The sequence below is a fragment of the Pseudomonas sp. ADAK7 genome (assembly GCF_012935675.1).
In the GTDB taxonomy this organism is placed as follows: domain Bacteria; phylum Pseudomonadota; class Gammaproteobacteria; order Pseudomonadales; family Pseudomonadaceae; genus Aquipseudomonas.
This window is the reverse complement of record NZ_CP052861.1, coordinates 5,932,642-5,949,416: the sequence shown is the minus strand read 5'-3', so window position 1 is coordinate 5,949,416 and position 16,775 is coordinate 5,932,642. Positions and strand designations below refer to the sequence as shown.

Annotated in this window: 17 protein-coding genes and 1 pseudogene; 10 read left to right on the top strand and 8 right to left on the bottom strand. The window is 60.0% G+C overall.

Annotated elements, in window-relative coordinates:
- Positions 1 to 2: 2 nt before the first annotated feature.
- The 3 genes from HKK53_RS27365 to colR form a co-directional block, all read right to left on the bottom strand.
- Entirely contained in the window at positions 3 to 671 is a 669-nt protein-coding gene (locus HKK53_RS27365; protein WP_169373332.1) for a class I SAM-dependent methyltransferase, read from the bottom strand.
- A 153-nt stretch (positions 672 to 824) separates the two neighbouring features.
- Positions 825 to 2,105 carry a sensor histidine kinase gene (locus tag HKK53_RS27360; RefSeq protein ID WP_169373331.1) on the bottom strand — a complete coding sequence of 427 codons (1,281 nt, stop codon included), beginning with the start codon at positions 2,103 to 2,105 and terminating at the stop codon, positions 825 to 827.
- Positions 2,095 to 2,778 carry a two-component system response regulator ColR gene (colR, locus tag HKK53_RS27355; protein ID WP_054045155.1) on the bottom strand — a complete coding sequence of 228 codons (684 nt, stop codon included), beginning with the start codon at positions 2,776 to 2,778 and terminating at the stop codon, positions 2,095 to 2,097. The genes HKK53_RS27360 and colR overlap by 11 nt, the downstream gene beginning before the upstream one ends.
- Positions 2,779 to 2,997: 219 nt before the next feature.
- Here colR and HKK53_RS27350 point away from each other — a divergent pair, with 219 nt between their 5' ends.
- Positions 2,998 to 3,741, top strand: coding sequence for a phosphatase PAP2 family protein (locus HKK53_RS27350; RefSeq protein WP_169373330.1), 744 nt, complete (start codon positions 2,998 to 3,000; stop codon positions 3,739 to 3,741).
- A 77-nt stretch (positions 3,742 to 3,818) separates the two neighbouring features.
- Here the strand turns inward: HKK53_RS27350 and groL are convergent, their stop codons facing one another.
- From groL to HKK53_RS27330, 4 genes are all read right to left on the bottom strand, one after another.
- On the bottom strand, positions 3,819 to 5,462 hold the full coding sequence (gene groL / locus HKK53_RS27345; RefSeq protein WP_092278663.1) for a chaperonin GroEL: 1,644 nt from the start codon (positions 5,460 to 5,462) through the stop codon (positions 3,819 to 3,821).
- A 49-nt stretch (positions 5,463 to 5,511) separates the two neighbouring features.
- Positions 5,512 to 5,805, bottom strand: a complete 294-nt coding sequence (locus tag HKK53_RS27340) for a co-chaperone GroES (RefSeq protein ID WP_007948593.1) — start codon at positions 5,803 to 5,805, stop codon at positions 5,512 to 5,514.
- 247 nt (positions 5,806 to 6,052) lie between these two features.
- The gene (locus HKK53_RS27335; protein WP_149657970.1) at positions 6,053 to 6,529 is read right to left on the bottom strand and encodes an FxsA family protein; all 477 of its coding nucleotides are present in this window, start codon (positions 6,527 to 6,529) and stop codon (positions 6,053 to 6,055) included.
- 66 nt (positions 6,530 to 6,595) lie between these two features.
- Entirely contained in the window at positions 6,596 to 7,327 is a 732-nt protein-coding gene (locus HKK53_RS27330) for a HugZ family pyridoxamine 5'-phosphate oxidase (protein ID WP_169373329.1), read from the bottom strand.
- A gap of 168 nt (positions 7,328 to 7,495) precedes the next feature.
- Here HKK53_RS27330 and HKK53_RS27325 point away from each other — a divergent pair, with 168 nt between their 5' ends.
- A complete protein-coding gene (locus HKK53_RS27325) occupies positions 7,496 to 8,254 on the top strand; it encodes an SDR family oxidoreductase (RefSeq protein WP_123515064.1) in 759 nt (252 codons plus the stop codon).
- A gap of 156 nt (positions 8,255 to 8,410) precedes the next feature.
- Here HKK53_RS27325 and apbC read toward each other — a convergent pair whose 3' ends face one another.
- A complete protein-coding gene (gene apbC / locus HKK53_RS27320; RefSeq protein WP_169373328.1) occupies positions 8,411 to 9,505 on the bottom strand; it encodes an iron-sulfur cluster carrier protein ApbC in 1,095 nt (364 codons plus the stop codon).
- A 185-nt stretch (positions 9,506 to 9,690) separates the two neighbouring features.
- Between apbC and metG the strand changes: the two genes are divergently transcribed.
- The 8 genes and pseudogenes from metG (at position 9,691) to HKK53_RS27280 (ending at position 16,759) form a co-directional block, all read left to right on the top strand.
- A complete protein-coding gene (gene metG, locus HKK53_RS27315) occupies positions 9,691 to 11,742 on the top strand; it encodes a methionine--tRNA ligase (protein WP_169373327.1) in 2,052 nt (683 codons plus the stop codon).
- Between the two features lie 131 nt (positions 11,743 to 11,873).
- Positions 11,874 to 12,443 carry an Rnf-Nqr domain containing protein gene (locus tag HKK53_RS27310; RefSeq protein WP_169373326.1) on the top strand — a complete coding sequence of 190 codons (570 nt, stop codon included), beginning with the start codon at positions 11,874 to 11,876 and terminating at the stop codon, positions 12,441 to 12,443.
- A gap of 17 nt (positions 12,444 to 12,460) precedes the next feature.
- Positions 12,461 to 12,835, top strand: a pseudogene (gene rsxB, locus HKK53_RS33080) (electron transport complex subunit RsxB); the annotation flags it as partial.
- An 802-nt stretch (positions 12,836 to 13,637) separates the two neighbouring features.
- Positions 13,638 to 14,630 carry an RnfABCDGE type electron transport complex subunit D gene (locus HKK53_RS27300; protein WP_169373324.1) on the top strand — a complete coding sequence of 331 codons (993 nt, stop codon included), beginning with the start codon at positions 13,638 to 13,640 and terminating at the stop codon, positions 14,628 to 14,630.
- Positions 14,627 to 15,238, top strand: a complete 612-nt coding sequence (locus HKK53_RS27295; protein ID WP_169373323.1) for an RnfABCDGE type electron transport complex subunit G — start codon at positions 14,627 to 14,629, stop codon at positions 15,236 to 15,238. Before HKK53_RS27300 ends, HKK53_RS27295 begins: the two co-directional genes overlap by 4 nt.
- On the top strand, positions 15,231 to 15,809 hold the full coding sequence (locus HKK53_RS27290) for an Rnf-Nqr domain containing protein (protein ID WP_169373322.1): 579 nt from the start codon (positions 15,231 to 15,233) through the stop codon (positions 15,807 to 15,809). Before HKK53_RS27295 ends, HKK53_RS27290 begins: the two co-directional genes overlap by 8 nt.
- Positions 15,810 to 15,834: 25 nt before the next feature.
- Positions 15,835 to 16,473 (top strand): endonuclease III, encoded by a 639-nt coding sequence (gene nth / locus HKK53_RS27285; RefSeq protein WP_169373321.1) that lies wholly within the window; start codon positions 15,835 to 15,837, stop codon positions 16,471 to 16,473.
- 106 nt (positions 16,474 to 16,579) lie between these two features.
- Positions 16,580 to 16,759, top strand: coding sequence for a PA3496 family putative envelope integrity protein (locus tag HKK53_RS27280; protein ID WP_169373320.1), 180 nt, complete (start codon positions 16,580 to 16,582; stop codon positions 16,757 to 16,759).
- The last annotated feature ends 16 nt before the right edge of the window (positions 16,760 to 16,775 follow it).

The window sequence follows — 16,775 nt, the reverse complement described above, 5'->3', positions numbered from 1 at the left end:
TGTTACCTCTTGCGTAATACGTAAACTCGCCACATGGCATAGAGCGGTAAAAAGTCCAGTTGTTCCTGGATACGGAACCCCGCCTGTTCGAACTCCTTTTCAACCGTGGCGGCCGGTAACACAAAGCGATTTTGGTAACCTTCCTGCCCGCGCGCTTTCTCGGCACGCTTGCGTTTCCAGGCCTTGAAATTGCCGTCCACCCACAGCGAAATGATCACGCTGTCACGGGTGACACGCTCGAATTCGCGCAGGATGGCCAGTCGGTGCTCGGCTTCCCCGATGTGATGGAGCAATCGCATGCAGAAAATGCTGTCGACGGCGTTATCGGGCAAGGCAATGTCGAACGCAGAAGTGTGCAAGGGTTGTACCCGTTTTACCACTTCGGCTGGCTGCGACTGGGTCGCAATTTTCAACATTGACTCGGAGTTGTCGGCTCCGATGATCACCCGATTGGGTTTTTCCGCCAATAACGGCCAGAAACGCCCGGCGCCGCTGGGTAAATCGAGGACCAACCCGGGCTCACCGGCCAGGGTCAGCGCCTTGCGTGCCAATTGCTCGTCTCGCCAATGAGACAATCGACGACCGAGACCGTCCTGGTGCTTGCGCAGGTACTTTTGCGCGTGTTGATCGTCGTACTTTTCCGAAAAATCCAGTTTGATCGGGCCTGCCATCTCAAAGTCTCCTGAATTGCTGATGACAACCACCTTAGGTAGCGTCGTGTCAGCGTCAGGTCATGACTTTGTGAAAACTTCGTTGTGTACAATCGTGAAGTATTTCAGGGTTTTACAAGGATTGGATAGTGGCGCGGGGCCACCGCCGTTCAATCAGACCCGCGGCTTACCCAATTCCACTTCAAAACGGCAGCCATTCGGTTCCATGGTGGTCAGCCTGACTGTCCAGCCCTGGTTCTCACAAATCCGCTGCACCAGCGACAAGCCCAGGCCCAAGCCTTCGCCGCGATTCTCGCTGCCGCGCACAAAGGGCTCGAACATCGCCTCGCGCTTTTCCTCGGGAATACCGACGCCACTGTCCTCGACAATAAACCCGGTGTCCGTGAGGGTGAGGCGAATGAAGCCGGTTTCGGTGTAGTGCAGCGCATTACGCAACAAGTTACCCATCACCGCTTGCAGCAGGGTCGCGTTGTAGCGGTTGTTCAGCGCATTACCTGGCTCGAACTGCAGGGCCAGCCCTTTGTACGCGATCGGCTCACGCCAGAGATTGAGCAGCCCGTCGGCCACCTGGCTGAGCGTCTGCTGCGGGGACATGCTGGCGTCTTCATGCTGGGCGCGGGCCAGCATCAGGAAGGTTTGCACCAGTTCGCGCATTTCCTCACAGGCCCGGGCGATACGCTCGACCTGGGAACGACCGCGCTGGTCGATGCCAGGGTTTTCCAGCAGTAGTTCGCAGGAACTGGCCAGGACCATCAGCGGGGTGCGCAATTCATGACTGACGTCACTGGTGAACAGGCGCTCACGGGTCAAGGCCTGGCGCAGGCGCCCGAGCGTGGCGTCGAAGGCCACCGCCAGCTCGCCCACTTCGTCCGCGGCATAGTCGGGCGCCAAGGGCGGCGCCAAACCCAATAACTGATCGCGGTGGCGTACTTGCCGAGCTAGCCGTACCACGGGTGCCATGACCTTGCGCGCCAGGATCCAGCCGAGAAACACCGCCAATGCCAGGCTCAGGACGAATCCCACCAGGACCACGGCAAACAGCACTCGCTCCCGCTCTTCGAAATCACTCTGATCCTGCAACAGCACATAACGCCGGCCGTCGACGACTTCGACCATCGCGTGATACGACAGCTGTTCGCGAAAGACTTCGTGAAAGCCGGGTTCCAGGTGACGCAGGTCCTTGGGCAACTCGAAGTCCCCTGGCCCGCCGCTGAAATAGAACAGTTGGTCTGGCTCCGGGCGGTGGCTCCAGTCCGACACGCTGTCCATCAGCAACAGCCGTTGCAAGTCGCCACCCAGGCCGGCCGAAATCAGTTTCTCTTCCACCAGGTGCACGGTCGCCACGATGCCCATGGCGAAGGCCCCGGCCACCAGCGCGCTCATCAGCGCAAAGGCAATGATGATTCGTTGAGCAAGGCTCTGCTTAAACTCCATCTCGGCCCTCGGCCAAGCGGTAACCCACGCCGTGCACGGTTTGCAGCAAAGGCTTGGCAAAAGGCTTGTCGATCACCTGGCGCAGTTGATGAACATGGCTGCGCAGGCTGTCGCTGTCCGGGCAATCATCGCCCCACAGGGCTTCTTCGAGGATTTCACGCCGCAGCACATGGGGGCTTTTCTGCATCAGTACCGCCAGCAACTTGAGGCCGACCGGGTTGAGTTTCAGCAGGCGGCCTTCGCGGGTCACTTCCAGGGTATCGAGGTCGTAGCTCAGGTCACCGACCTGCAACGCACGGCGCCCGCCGCCCTGGGCCCGGCGCATGACCGCTTCAATGCGCGCTGCCAGTTCGGACAGGGCGAAAGGCTTGATCAGGTAGTCATCGGCGCCGGACTTGAAGCCCTGCAAACGGTCATCCAGCTGATCCCGGGCGGTGAGCATGATCACCGGTGTGTCGCGACGGGCGTCTTCACGCAGGCGCTTGCACAGGGTGTAGCCGTCAATGCCGGGCAGCATGATGTCGAGCACGATCAGGTCGTAATGCTCGGTGGCCGCCAGGTGCAGCCCCGACAAGCCGTCCTGCGCGCAATCCACGGTGTAGCCCTTGAGCCCCAGGTAATCGGCCAGATTGGCGAGGATATCGCGGTTGTCTTCAACCAATAGAATTCGCATGGGCACTCCTCCGTACACAGTAACGGCCGTCTTCGGCTCGCGCAGCTTACGGCCAAGTGTGGCTCACGGCTAGGGTTGTGTGGCCCTGTCCTTTCATCATTCTACCGACCGATGTTTTAACGAGTTTTTCACTCTCGATTCACAAGGCCACAACAGGATCGGGCGCAGACTCCGCGCGACTGCGCCCCTCAGAACTTGCTCACTGCTCAAGGAATTGCCATGGTTTCGACCTCTGCCCGCCCCGCCTCCCGCCCACTCAATTTCTGGGTATGTCTCGGGGTTCCCGCCATTGCGGCGATCGTTCTGGTGTTGCTCGAACTGACCGATCTGGACATGAATCTGGCTCGGTACTTTTATGATCCGGCGGCCGGTGATTTCATTGGCCGGCACAGTTATTTCCTCGAAGACATCCTGCATGACCGGGCTAAACAAGTGGTCATCGCTTTCTCGGTGTTTGCGGTGATCGGTTTTATCTGCGCGTTTTTTGTCGAGAAGCTCAAACCGTTCAAACGGGAGCTGGGTTGCCTGGTGTTGTCGTTGGGCTTGGCCACTTCATTTGTCACGCCGGTGAAAGTGGTGACGGCGGTGCAATGCCCCTGGAGCCTGGAACAGTTCGGTGGCCATGAAACCTACAGCGAACTGCTGAGCCCGCGTCCGCACACCGATAAGCCGGGCCGGTGCTGGCCGGGCGGTCATGCGGCCACCGGTTTTACCTTGTTTGCGCTGTTCTTTGTGCTGCGCGACCGTCGTCCTCGACTGGCGCGCAAGGCGTTTATCTTCGCTGCCGCTTTGGGCACGGTGTTTTCCATCAGCCGGATGATGCAGGGCGCGCACTTCTTCTCGCATAACGTGTGGACGGCGATTTTCTGCTGGCTGATTTGCCTGGGGTCGTATTACTACATCCTGTATCGACCGGCTTCCAAGGTTGAGCGGGTTGGCAAGGCAAAGCCGGTCAGCGTCTGAGCTGACGTCTGCACGGGCAATAAAAAACCCCGCCTGCTTAGCGCAGGCGGGGTTTTTATGTACGGGGTAAGGCTGGCTTACATCATGCCGCCCATGCCACCCATACCGCCCATGTCTGGCATACCGCCGCCAGCCGAGCCTTCTTCCTTGATCTCGGCGATCATGGCTTCGGTGGTGATCATCAGGCTGGCGATGGAAGCCGCTGCCTGAAGAGCCGAACGAGTCACTTTAGCCGGGTCCAGGATGCCCATTTCGATCATGTCGCCGTATTCGCCGGTAGCAGCGTTGTAACCGTAGTTACCCGAACCCTGCTTGACCTTGTCGACAACGACGCTTGGCTCGTCGCCGGAGTTGGCAACGATCTGGCGCAGTGGCGCTTCAACAGCGCGACGCAGCAATTGGATACCAACGTCCTGATCGGCGTTGTCGCCTTTCAGTTCGGAGATAGCCTGCAGAGCGCGAACCAGTGCCACGCCGCCGCCAGGTACCACGCCTTCTTCAACGGCAGCACGGGTAGCGTGCAGGGCGTCTTCAACGCGGGCTTTCTTCTCTTTCATTTCTACTTCGGAACCAGCGCCAACCTTGATCACTGCAACGCCGCCGGACAGCTTGGCCAGACGCTCTTGCAGTTTTTCACGGTCGTAGTCGGACGAAGTGTCAGCCACTTGCTGACGGATTTGCAGAACGCGAGCCTGAATATCAGTCTCAACGCCGGCGCCGTCGATCACGGTGGTGTTTTCTTTGGACAGGATCACGCGCTTGGCATTACCCAGGTGTTCCAGGGTAGTGCTTTCCAGGCTCAGACCGATCTCTTCGGAGATAACGGTACCGCCAGTCAGGACGGCGATGTCCTGCAGCATGGCCTTGCGACGGTCGCCGAAGCCTGGAGCCTTGACGGCTGCGACTTTAACGATGCCACGCATGTTGTTCACAACCAGAGTCGCCAAGGCTTCGCCTTCAACGTCTTCGGCCACGATCAGCAGTGGACGGCCGGCTTTGGCAACGGCTTCCAGTACTGGCAACATTTCGCGGATGTTGGAGATCTTTTTGTCGACCAGCAGAATCAGCGGACCGTCGAGCTCGGCAGTCATGGTTTCTGGCTTGTTGACGAAGTACGGGGACAGGTAGCCACGGTCGAACTGCATGCCTTCAACAACCGACAGTTCGTTTTCCAGGCCCGAGCCTTCTTCAACGGTGATCACGCCTTCTTTACCGACTTTTTCCATGGCTTCGGCAATGATGTCGCCGATGGAGTTGTCGGAGTTGGCCGAGATGGTGCCGACCTGAGCGATCGCCTTGGTGTCAGCGCAAGGCTTGGACAGGGCTTTGAGCTCTTTGACGATAGCGATGGTCGCTTTGTCGATACCGCGCTTCAGGTCCATCGGGTTCATGCCGGCAGCGACGGCTTTCAGGCCTTCGTTGACGATCGATTGAGCCAGAACGGTAGCGGTGGTGGTGCCGTCGCCTGCGTCATCGTTGGCACGGGAGGCAACGTCTTTGACCAGCTGCGCGCCCATGTTTTCGAAACGGTCTTTCAGTTCGATTTCTTTGGCTACGGAAACGCCGTCCTTGGTGATGGTCGGAGCGCCGAAGCTCTTCTCGATGATCACGTTACGGCCTTTAGGGCCCAGGGTCGCTTTTACTGCGTCAGCCAGGACGTTTACACCGGCGAGCATTTTCTTGCGGGCGGAATCGCCGAATTTAACTTCTTTAGCAGCCATGATCGATATTCCTTAAATACTTTGTAGTAGCGGGAAAATGAGCGGGGAATCAGCCTTCGACAACGGCGAGGATTTCGCTCTCGCCAATTACCAACAGGTCTTCGCCGTCGACTTTCACAGTGTTGCTGCCGGAGTAAGGGCCGAACACAACCTTGTCACCCACTTTCACGGACAGCGCACGCACTTCACCGTTGTCCAGCACTTTGCCTGGGCCTACAGCGAGGACTTCGCCCTGGTTTGGCTTTTCAGCAGCCGAACCTGGCAGGACGATACCGCCAGCGGTTTTCTTTTCTTCTTCGCTGCGACGGACGACGACGCGGTCATGCAGAGGACGAAGCTTCATTGTCGATCTCTCCTAATTGTGGTTTTCATCGGCCGGTGTATTCCCGGCGGGTTTAACAAATCCGGCGGTGCCGGGTGCGGTTCGTCGAGCGAACCGCGGAAGTCTGTCTGGCGTGATCGCCAGAAACCTTGCGGTGACCGTTACATAAGGGCGCATAAGCTTATTACAAGGGCGGGCAAGCAAATTTTTTCATGTTGTGGCCCGCAAACGAACACGGCACCCGAAGGTGCCGTGCAGCTGAAACGCTTTACTTGGGATCGTGGTGTTCGAACTCGCCTTCGATCACATCGGGCTCGCGGCCCAACGGCTGACGCGGGGCAGGACCGCCCCGCGGTTGCAGGTCATCGGCGAAGGCACGCTGACGGATCGCCGCCTCTTCAGCGCGCTGGCGCATCTTGTTCGCCAGCAAGCGGCGAGACAGCGGCAGCAGCATGATCAGGCCCAGCACGTCGGTGACGAAGCCGGGCAGGATCAACAGACCACCAGCCAAAGCCAGCATCAGGCCTTCGAGCATGGTCTGGGCCGGCAGCTCGCCACGGTTCAGGCTTTCACGGGCACGCAGTGCAGTGGCCAGACCGGCGATCCGCAGCACGAACACGCCGAGCATCGAGCCGAGAATGATCAGCAGCAGGGCCGGGAAAAACCCGATGGCCCCGCTGACCTTGACGAATACGAACAGCTCCAACACCGGAAACAGTACAAAGAGCAATAAAAAAGGGCGCATCAAATGGTTCCTCAACGCAAGAATGCCTTGCCAGTAAGCCTTAGATGACGTCGCCACTTCGTGAATTCAAGCGTCGGCGACTTCATTTTTCGGCCAATGCTCGGCGTGAGCCAGGAAAACCAAGGCTTCCCGGACTTGTGTCGGCGTATTACACGGCGCTTGAAACGGCAACCAGTACAGCCCCTGGCCGATGCGCAAGTGCATGCCTTCGGTGTCGATGCCAGCCAGTTGCGCCGGGGCTGTCGTCGGCAAACCGGCCAGCTCGACGTAGTGCGCGATGGCCTTGGCGTGGTCGGCATTCATGTGCTCGACCATGCTCACTTCCGCCTTGCCGGCGAACGGGTTGGCCAGGGTCAGTTGATCGACCCAATGAATCGCGCCGAAACCGCCGATGTAGCGATGACGGACCGGCTTGAGCACCCAGAAATCGAAATCGTGAGCCTTGTGGTAACTCTGGGAGTCCGGGAAGTACCGGTAATAACGCTCGGCCGCCGCTTCGACAGCCGCCTCATCCTCAAGCTTTTCCGCCTCGGCCAGGTAGGTCAGGCGACCAACGGCTTGCGCGTCTTCCGCCCCACGCTCGCCGACGAACAGTGAGCATTTCGGATCTTTCTGCAGGTTGTGGGTGTGCTGGGCGATGCGGCTGATCAGGATCAGCGGCCGGCCCTGCTCGTCCAGGCAGTACGGAACCACCGAGCCAAAGGGGAAACCGGGCATGGCCTTGGAGTGTGTCGAAAGCACTCCGCGGTATTCCTTGAGAAGCAATTCTCGGGCATTCTTGGCCGCTTCAACGCTCAATTTATGACTCCTTATATAGAATCCGTCGAAAAAACGGACAGGCGCCTGGGGATAAGTATTCCAGCACGCCATCGGGGCAGTTCTCATGTGCAGCCAGGCCACATCAGGTGCAGATCGAGAGGCCCTCTAGAAGGAAACCACTTTCTGACCTGCTATTGGGGCATGCGAATGCAACTCACTGACAAAGTAATCATTATCACTGGCGGTTGCCAGGGTTTAGGCCGTTCGATGGCCGAGTATTTCGCAGGTAAAGGCGCGAAGCTGGCGCTGGTCGATCTGAACCAGGAAAAGCTCGATGACACCGTCGCCGCATGCAAGGCCAAGGGCGTCGAGGCCCGCGCCTATCTGTGCAACGTCGCCAATGAAGAACAAGTGACGCACATGGTCGCCCAGGTGGCCGAAGATTTCGGCGCGATCCATGGCTTGATCAACAACGCCGGGATTCTGCGCGATGGCCTGCTGATCAAGGTCAAGGACGGCGAAATGACCAAGATGAGCCTGGCCCAGTGGCAGGCGGTGATCGACGTCAACCTGACCGGCGTGTTCCTGTGCACCCGTGAAGTGGCGGCGAAAATGGTCGAGCTGAAAAACAGCGGCGCGATCATCAATATCTCGTCGATTTCCCGTGCCGGCAACGTCGGCCAGACCAACTACTCCGCCGCCAAGGCCGGTGTCGCCGCAGCGACCGTGACCTGGGCCAAGGAACTGGCGCGCTACGGCATTCGCGTGGCAGGCATTGCGCCGGGCTTTATCGAAACCGAGATGACGCTGGGCATGAAGCCGGAAGCGTTGGAGAAGATGACGGCCGGGATCCCGCTCAAGCGCATGGGCAAGCCGGACGAGATCGCCCATTCGGCGGCGTACATTTTCGAGAACGACTATTACACCGGTCGGATTCTGGAGATGGATGGCGGGTTGCGTATCTAAAGCGAGATCAACCCCTGTAGCAGCTGCCGAGGCACGAGGCTACGTTACGTGTCCGCAGGACCGCCCTCGGGGGCCGCTGCGCAGCCCATCGCAGCCTCGTGCCTCGGCAGCTGCTACAGAGAAACGAGGCTGCGATCTTTTAACAGGTGACGCAGATTAATCGTCGCTGACGGTGATATTCGGCATCGCCGGTGTCGCCGCTTCCTGCAACACGATCCGCGCGCCGACATGGCGGGCCAGTTCCTGATACACCATCGCAATCGGGCTGTCCGGCTCGGCGATCACCGTTGGCTTGCCGCCATCGGCCTGTTCGCGGATGGCCATCGCCAGCGGCAACGATGCCAGCAGTTCGACGCCGTACTGGGTGGCCAATTTCACACCACCGCCCTCACCGAACAGATGCTCGGCATGTCCGCAGTTGGAGCAGATGTGCACGGCCATGTTTTCCACCACGCCCAACACCGGAATGTTGACCTTGCGGAACATTTCCACGCCCTTGCGCGCGTCCAGCAGGGCCAGGTCTTGCGGCGTCGTAACGATGACAGCACCGGCCACCGGGACTTTCTGCGCCAGGGTCAGCTGGATGTCGCCGGTGCCAGGCGGCATGTCGATGACCAGGTAATCAAGGTCGCCCCACGCGGTCTGGGTCACCAGTTGCAACAGCGCACCGGAGACCATCGGGCCGCGCCAGACCATCGGCGTGTTGTCGTCGGTCAGGAAGGCCATGGACATCACTTCCACGCCATGGGACTGAATCGGGATGAACCACTTCTGATCCTTGACCTGCGGCCGGGTGCCTTCCGGGATGCCAAACATGATGCCTTGGCTCGGGCCGTAGATGTCGGCGTCGAGAATCCCGACCTTGGCGCCTTCACGGGCCAGCGCCAGGGCGAGGTTGGCGGCGGTGGTGGACTTGCCCACGCCACCCTTGCCGGAGGCTACGGCCACCACGTTCTTGACGTTGGCCAGGCCCGGGATCTGTGCCTGGGCCTTGTGCGCGGCGATCACGCTGGTGATCTCGACACGGGCGGTGACCACCCCGTCCAGCCCTTCGATAGCCATTTGCAGCAACTGCGCCCAGCCACTCTTGAACAGACCGGCGGCATAACCCAGTTCCAGCTGGACGCTGACGCGATCGCCCTGGATGTCGATGCCGCGCACGCACCCGGCGCTGACCGGATCCTGGTTCAGGTAAGGGTCGGTGTATTGGCGAAGGACGGCTTCCACCGCTGCGCGATTGAGGGCGCTCATGGGCAACTCCGATAGCAAGACTGGAAAATCAGGCGGGTATCGTACCTGTTCTGATCGTTTCGCGGGATGCCGAGAAAAGATCGCACCACCGATTCAATCATCGGAGGAAACAACCTCACGGGGTGAAAAATATGCGCCAGCGCTTTATAGTGGCCGACCTCCGTTTCATCAAGTAGCCGAGCCCCATGTCCGAGCCACGCAAGATCCTCGTCACCAGCGCCCTGCCCTATGCCAATGGTTCGATCCATCTTGGCCACATGCTGGAATATATCCAGACCGACATGTGGGTGCGCTTCCAGAAGCACCGCGGCAATCAATGCATCTATGTCTGCGCCGACGACGCCCACGGTTCGGCCATCATGCTGCGCGCGGAAAAGGAAGGCATCACCCCGGAACAACTGATCGCCAACGTCCAGGCTGAACATAGCGCCGACTTTGCCGAGTTCCTGGTGGACTTCGACAACTTCCACTCCACTCATTCCGAAGAAAACCGTGAGCTGTCGAGCCAGATCTACCTGAAGCTGCGCGACGCCGGGCACATTGCCCAACGCTCGATCACGCAGTACTTCGACCCGGAAAAGAAAATGTTCCTGGCCGACCGCTTCATTAAGGGCACCTGCCCGAAATGCGGCACCGAAGACCAGTACGGCGACAACTGCGAAAAATGCGGTGCGACCTACGCTCCCACCGACCTGAAGGATCCGAAGTCGGCGATCTCTGGCGCCACCCCGGTGCTCAAGGATTCCCAGCACTTCTTCTTCAAGCTGCCGGACTTCCAGGAAATGCTGCAAGTCTGGACCCGCAGCGGCACCCTGCAAGACGCCGTCGCCAACAAAATCGCCGAGTGGCTGGATGCCGGCCTGCAACAGTGGGACATCTCCCGCGATGCGCCGTACTTCGGTTTCGAGATTCCGGGCGAGCCGGGCAAGTACTTCTACGTGTGGCTGGACGCGCCTATCGGCTACATGGCCAGCTTCAAGAACCTGTGCGCCCGTCGTCCAGACCTGGATTTCGATGCGTTCTGGTCCAAGGATTCCACCGCCGAGCTGTACCACTTCATCGGCAAGGACATCGTCAATTTCCACGCGCTGTTCTGGCCAGCGATGCTTGAAGGTGCGGGTTTGCGCAAGCCAACCGGCATCAACGTACACGGCTACCTGACCGTCAACGGTCAGAAAATGTCCAAGTCCCGTGGCACCTTCGTCAAGGCCCGGACCTACCTGGACCACCTGTCGCCGGAATACCTGCGCTACTACTACGCGGCCAAGCTTGGCCGTGGCGTCGACGACCTGGACCTGAACCTCGAAGACTTTGTGCAGAAGGTCAACTCCGACCTGGTGGGCAAAGTCGTCAACATCGCCAGCCGTTGCGCCGGTTTCATCCAGAAAGGTAACGCCGGTGTATTGGTGGCGGGTAACGCCGCGCCGGAACTGACCGACGCCTTCCTCGCCGCCGCGCCAGGCATCGCCGAGGCCTACGAGGCTCGCGACTTCGCCCGCGCCATGCGCGAGATCATGGGCCTGGCCGACCGTGCCAACGCCTGGATCGCCGACAAGGCGCCGTGGTCGCTGAACAAGCAGGAAGGCAAGCACGACGAAGTCCAGGCCATCTGCGCCTTGGGCATCAACCTGTTCCGCCAACTGGTGATCTTCCTTAAACCGGTGCTGCCACTACTGGCCGCCGATGCCGAGGCGTTCCTCAATGTCGCGCCGCTGACCTGGAACGACCACGCCACGCTGCTGAGCAATCATCAGCTGAACGAATTCAAACCGTTGATGACCCGCATCGACCCGGTAAAAGTGCAAGCCATGACCGACGCCTCGAAAGAAGACCTGACTGCCAGCGCCACCGATACCGGTGAAACTGCACCGGCCGGCAATGGCGAATTGGTCAAAGAGCCGCTGTCGCCGGAAATCGAGTTCGACGCCTTTGCCGCCGTCGACCTGCGCGTGGCACTGATCCTCAAGGCCGAACATGTGGAAGGGGCCGACAAACTGCTGCGCCTGACCCTGGACATCGGTGATGAGCAACGCAACGTGTTCTCCGGAATCAAGAGTGCTTACCCGGATCCGTCCAAGCTCAATGGTCGCCTGACCATGATGATCGCCAACCTCAAGCCGCGGAAAATGAAGTTCGGGATCTCCGAAGGCATGGTGATGGCGGCCGGCCCTGGCGGTGAAGAAATCTACCTGCTGAGCCCCGACAGCGGCGCCAAGCCGGGGCAGCGCATCAAGTAAACTTCGATTTGCAAAACCGATCCCACAGTCGTGCCTGGCATGCCTGTGGGATTTTCATATCTGGCCCACCCTCCGTCCTTGCCGGATAATGCCTAACCTTGTTAGACAGGCCTCCTTCTGCCGGCACGATCATGACCGAACTGCTTCTTACGCTTATCAGCGCCGCCCTGATCAACAACCTCGTGTTGCAGTGGCCGCTGGGCGTCGATCCGCTGTTGGCTGCCGAACAACGGCAGGTCCATGCACTGGGCATTGCCACGGCAGCCCTGATGCTGATCGTCGGCATGACCGGCTACGCGCTCTTCCACTGGCTATTGGTGCCACTGGAACTGACGAGCCTGCGCCTGTTCGTGTTCCTGCCATTGAGCGTTCTGTTGATCGCCCCGCTGCTGACGTTACTGTCGCGATTATTTGCAAAACTTTCGTTCGAAGGCCTGTGGCCCTTGCTGCTCGGCAATGCCGGCGTGCTCGGGCTGACCTTGCTCAACGCCCAGGACGACAAGGGCTTTTTCCATGCCAGCGCCCTGAGCCTCGGTGCCGGACTGGGCTTCTGGCTGGTGCTGATGCTGTTCAGCGACTTGAGCCAGCGCACACGTGACAATGATGTTCCCCTGCCCTTTCGTGGCTTGCCGATCCAGTTGATCGGTGCCGGACTGATCGCAGTGGCTTTTCTCGGATTCAGTGGACTGATCAAAACATGAGTCTGATTCAACGCATCGACGCCCTCTTGCCCCAGACCCAATGCGGCAAGTGCGGCCACCCCGGATGCAAGCCTTACGCCGAAGGCATCGCCGACGGCGAGTCGATCAACAAGTGCCCGCCGGGCGGCAGCGAAACCATCGCCGCCCTGGCCGACTTGCTGAAAGTACCGGTGCTGGAACTCGACATCAGTCGCGGTTCGGCACCGGCGCAGATTGCCTACATCCGCGAAGCCGAATGCATCGGCTGCACCAAGTGCATCCAGGCCTGCCCGGTGGACGCGATCGTCGGCGCGGCAAAACTGATGCATACGGTGATCGTCGATGAATGCACCGGTTGCGACCTGTGCGTGGCGCCGTGCCCGGTGGACTGCATAGAGATGCGCCCACTGCCGCTGGCCACGGTGCTGCCGATTGTCGGCGGCCTGGCGTTCAGCCTTGAAGAACAACGGGCCCGGGCCAGCAAGCGCAATCGGGCGCGGCGTCGTTTCGAACAACGCAACGCTCGGTTACAACGTGAAGAACAACAGAAAATTGCCGAGCGCCAGGCCCGCGCCCAACGTGCCGCGCAACCCAGTGAAGTGACGGTCAATCCGGTGCAGGCCGCCCTTGAACGGGTCCGCGCGCAAAAAACCGCAACGGCTGACGCGGCGTTGAAAAAGGCCAAGATCGATCTGGCGATGAGTCGGGCGCAATTGAACAAATCGCTCAAGGCCTTCGGCCATCCACCGACCTTCGAGCAACAATCGCAACTGATCGTCCTGCAACAGCAGTTCGAAGCCGCCGAGCAGGCGCTGGCGCAACTGGAAAGCACCGCGCCACCCGCCCCGGCACTGGTTGCCCCGGCAAAAGACGCCGAGCTGAAACGGGCGAAAATCCAGCTAGCCATGCGCCGCGCCGAGCTGAAAAAAGCGCAGACCAGTGAAGCGCCGGCGCAGCAGATCGAAGCGTTGGAGCGGGCGTTGAAAAATGCCGAACAGGCGTTGCACGAGGCTGAAGCGGTCAGTGATCAACCGTTGCCTGACCTGATGCGCGTCGAAAAACGCCCGATCGACAGCCAGCTTCGACAGCTGAAAACCGAATTGGCCTACGCTCGCGCCGATGTCAGCAAGCTTGAACGACGGCTGGATACGCCGACAGAGATGATGGACAAGGCGCGCGCCCGACTCCTGGAAGCCGAACGCCTGGTGGAGGCCTATGTCGCCCCTTGAATCGGTGGACGAACGCCTTCAGCAGGCCATGAAGCTGGTATTGCTGGCCACGGTGCCGGGGATGCTGGCAATGTTTTGGCTGTATGGCTGGGGCGTCTTGATCAACCTGATTCTGACGGCCTTGACGGCGCTGGCGATAGAGGCCGCGGTGCTGAAGTTGCGCAAGCGCCCGCTCAAGCCGACCTTGAGCGACGGCAGTGCCTTGGTCACAGCGACGCTGCTGGCGCTGGCCTTGCCGCCGTATTGCCCGTGGTGGCTGACGGTCAGTGCTGCCGCCGCCGCGTTGCTGTTCGGCAAACATCTGTATGGCGGTGTCGGCAAGAACCCGTTCAACCCGGCCATGCTCGGTTTCGCCTTGATGCTGGTGACCTTTCCGCAACTGATGACGCACTGGCCGTCATCCCATGGCATGGACCTGCTCGGCGGTCTGTCGCAGGTGTTCGGCTTCAGTTTTAGCCAGACGCCGGATGCGTGGGTCCAGGCCACAGCGCTGGACAGCCTGCGCATCAATAAAAGCCTGACCATGGATGAGCTGTTCGCCGGCAACCCGGCGTTCGGTCATTTTGGCGGTCGCGGTGTGGAATGGGTCAACCTAGCGTTTCTGGCCGGTGGTGCTTTTCTGCTTCAGCAACGGGTGTTCAGCTGGCATGCGCCGGTCGGCATGCTCGCCAGCCTGTTCATCATCAGCCTGTTGTGCTGGAACGGCTCGGGGTCCGATTCCCATGGCTCGCCGCTGTTTCATCTGCTCACGGGCGCGAGCATGCTGGGTGCATTCTTTATCGTCACGGAGCCGGTGTCCGGCGCAAAAAGCCCCACGGCCCGACTGCTGTTCGGCGCGGGGGTCGGGCTGCTGACCTACCTGATTCGGACCTGGGGCGGCTATCCGGATGGCGTAGCGTTTGCCGTGCTGCTGATGAACCTCTGTGTGCCGGCGCTGGAACGGTTTGCCGCCGCCCCCCAGGAGCGAACCGCGCCATGAACCGGGCGACCAGCGTTGTGATCCTGGCGTTATTGGCCGGCCTTGGAACAGGCGTGACCTATCTTGTGCAACACACCAGCGCGACGCGCATTGCCACTGAACAGCGCCTGATCGACAGTCGCACGCTGCTGGATATGCTGCCGTCCGACAGCTACGACAACCAGCCGCTGGAACAACCTCTGCCCCTCGAAAACATCCCGTTGAGCAACAGCACGTTGCTGGGGGGTTACCGGGCGACGAAGTCTGGCCAGCCCAGCGCGGTGTTGCTGCGCAGCCAGACCCTGGGTTACACCAGCGCCATCGAATTGCTGATCGCCATCGACGCCAATGGAAAATTGCTCGGGGTCAAAACCCTCAAACAGGCAGAAACACCGGGCCTGGGTGGTCGCCTCGCTGATTGGCCGAATGCCTGGCTGCACCTCTTTACCGGCAAGTCGCGCACCGATCCCGCGGACAATGGTTGGGCGTTGAAAAAGGATCAAGGGCAATTCGATCAAATGGCCGGGGCGACCACGACCTCAAGAGCCGCGATCAACACGATCCATGATGCGTTGCGCTATTTCGATGAGCATCGGCAACAACTGATGGGGAGCGACGCCCATGAATAAGGCGTCTGTACAGAACTCACTGATGCTGGCGCCACTGATCGGCGTCACCGGCTCCCTGATGACCGCTCTGGGACTGTGGCTGATGTTCGTGGTGGTGATTGCGGTCTATGACGTCGGGATGGGTCCTTTGCGCGCCAGACTCGTGCCGTGGGCACGCTTGCCGGCCGGCGTCCTGCTGGCGGCCACGCTGACCAGTTGCGCCGAACTCGCCGGGCAAGCTTGGTCGCTGCAATGGCAGCAACATCTGGGGTTGTATGCCGGGCTCATCGCCTTGCAATGTGTGGTGCTGGATAACAATGGCTTTTTCCAGAGCCCCTGGCGTGATCGCTTGCGCCTGTGTGGCCTGTTCGGCGCGCTGATGGCAAGCCTGGGCCTGCTGCGCGAACTTATCGGTCAAGGCACCGTTGGTGCTCATCTGTCCTGGCTGACCGGCGGGGTGGATTGGCCCGGTATCGTTCTGACTGCCGACGGCGGCCTGCGCCTGGCCACCCTCGCTCCCGGCGGATTCATCCTGCTGGGGCTGTTGATCGCCGGGTGGCAGGCCTGGCCTCGCCCAACGCCTTCTAATTGACCGCTTTCGAGGAAATGCATCACCCATGAATGCCGCAAAACGTTACGAAATCTTTCGCAGGCTGCACGAAGACAACCCGGAGCCGAAGACTGAACTGGCCTATTCCTCAGCATTCGAACTGCTGATCGCGGTGATTCTGTCGGCGCAGTCCACCGATGTCGGCGTCAACAAGGCCACGGCCAAACTCTATCCGGTGGCCAATACCCCGGCGGCGATTTATGCCCTGGGCGTCGAAGGTCTGTCGGCGTACATCAAGACCATCGGCCTGTTCAACAGCAAGGCCAGGAACGTGATCGAAACCTGTCGCTTGCTGGTGGAGCGCCATGGCGGCGAAGTACCGCAGACCCGCGAGGAGCTGGAAGCGCTACCCGGCGTTGGCCGCAAGACCGCCAACGTGGTGCTCAATACCGCATTCCGCCAGCTGACCATGGCCGTGGACACTCATATTTTCCGGGTCAGCAACCGTACCGGCATTGCACCTGGCAAAAATGTGGTCGAGGTGGAAAACAAGCTGATGAAGTTCGTGCCCAAGGAGTTTCTGCTCGACTCCCATCACTGGCTGATCCTCCACGGGCGCTACGTATGCCTGGCCCGAAAGCCCCGTTGCGGCAGTTGCCGGATCGAAGACTTGTGCGAATACAAGCAAAAGACCTCGGACGATTGAGGCGCTATTAGAATTATTGATTTATCGATTGAAAAAATCTTTTTTACCCGCCGGGAGAATGTCGATATAAGGAGCGCCAAAGGCAGTCTTAGCCTGGAGTAACAAAATGAGCACTGGCAAAGAGCAATTGGACGTAGAAGACGACTTCACCCCCGTTGAAGCCGATGACGCTGAACCGGTGGTCGAGGTAGCGAAAACCAACCTGAGCAAGCGCCGCACCATCGACAATCTGCTGGAGGAGCGCCGACTGCAAAAGCAATTGGCCGATTACGATTTTGATGTATGACACCTAAAAGCCTCCC

Excerpts from the sequence above, each read along its gene's own strand:
- HKK53_RS27295 (WP_169373323.1), top strand. The coding sequence starts at position 14,627 with ATGAACCGGGCGACCAGCGTTGTGATCCTGGCGTTATTGGCCGGCCTT.
- HKK53_RS27290 (WP_169373322.1), top strand. The coding sequence starts at position 15,231 with ATGAATAAGGCGTCTGTACAGAACTCACTGATGCTGGCGCCACTGATC.
- metG (WP_169373327.1), top strand. The coding sequence starts at position 9,691 with ATGTCCGAGCCACGCAAGATCCTCGTCACCAGCGCCCTGCCCTATGCC.
- HKK53_RS27325 (WP_123515064.1), top strand. The coding sequence starts at position 7,496 with ATGCAACTCACTGACAAAGTAATCATTATCACTGGCGGTTGCCAGGGT.
- HKK53_RS27280 (WP_169373320.1), top strand. The coding sequence starts at position 16,580 with ATGAGCACTGGCAAAGAGCAATTGGACGTAGAAGACGACTTCACCCCC.
- HKK53_RS27350 (WP_169373330.1), top strand. The coding sequence starts at position 2,998 with ATGGTTTCGACCTCTGCCCGCCCCGCCTCCCGCCCACTCAATTTCTGG.
- HKK53_RS27360 (WP_169373331.1), bottom strand. The coding sequence starts at position 2,105 with ATGGAGTTTAAGCAGAGCCTTGCTCAACGAATCATCATTGCCTTTGCG.
- HKK53_RS27340 (WP_007948593.1), bottom strand. The coding sequence starts at position 5,805 with ATGAAGCTTCGTCCTCTGCATGACCGCGTCGTCGTCCGTCGCAGCGAA.
- groL (WP_092278663.1), bottom strand. The coding sequence starts at position 5,462 with ATGGCTGCTAAAGAAGTTAAATTCGGCGATTCCGCCCGCAAGAAAATG.
- HKK53_RS27335 (WP_149657970.1), bottom strand. The coding sequence starts at position 6,529 with ATGCGCCCTTTTTTATTGCTCTTTGTACTGTTTCCGGTGTTGGAGCTG.
- apbC (WP_169373328.1), bottom strand. The coding sequence starts at position 9,505 with ATGAGCGCCCTCAATCGCGCAGCGGTGGAAGCCGTCCTTCGCCAATAC.
- nth (WP_169373321.1), top strand. The coding sequence starts at position 15,835 with ATGAATGCCGCAAAACGTTACGAAATCTTTCGCAGGCTGCACGAAGAC.
- HKK53_RS27365 (WP_169373332.1), bottom strand. The coding sequence starts at position 671 with ATGGCAGGCCCGATCAAACTGGATTTTTCGGAAAAGTACGACGATCAA.
- HKK53_RS27310 (WP_169373326.1), top strand. The coding sequence starts at position 11,874 with ATGACCGAACTGCTTCTTACGCTTATCAGCGCCGCCCTGATCAACAAC.
- colR (WP_054045155.1), bottom strand. The coding sequence starts at position 2,778 with ATGCGAATTCTATTGGTTGAAGACAACCGCGATATCCTCGCCAATCTG.
- HKK53_RS27300 (WP_169373324.1), top strand. The coding sequence starts at position 13,638 with ATGTCGCCCCTTGAATCGGTGGACGAACGCCTTCAGCAGGCCATGAAG.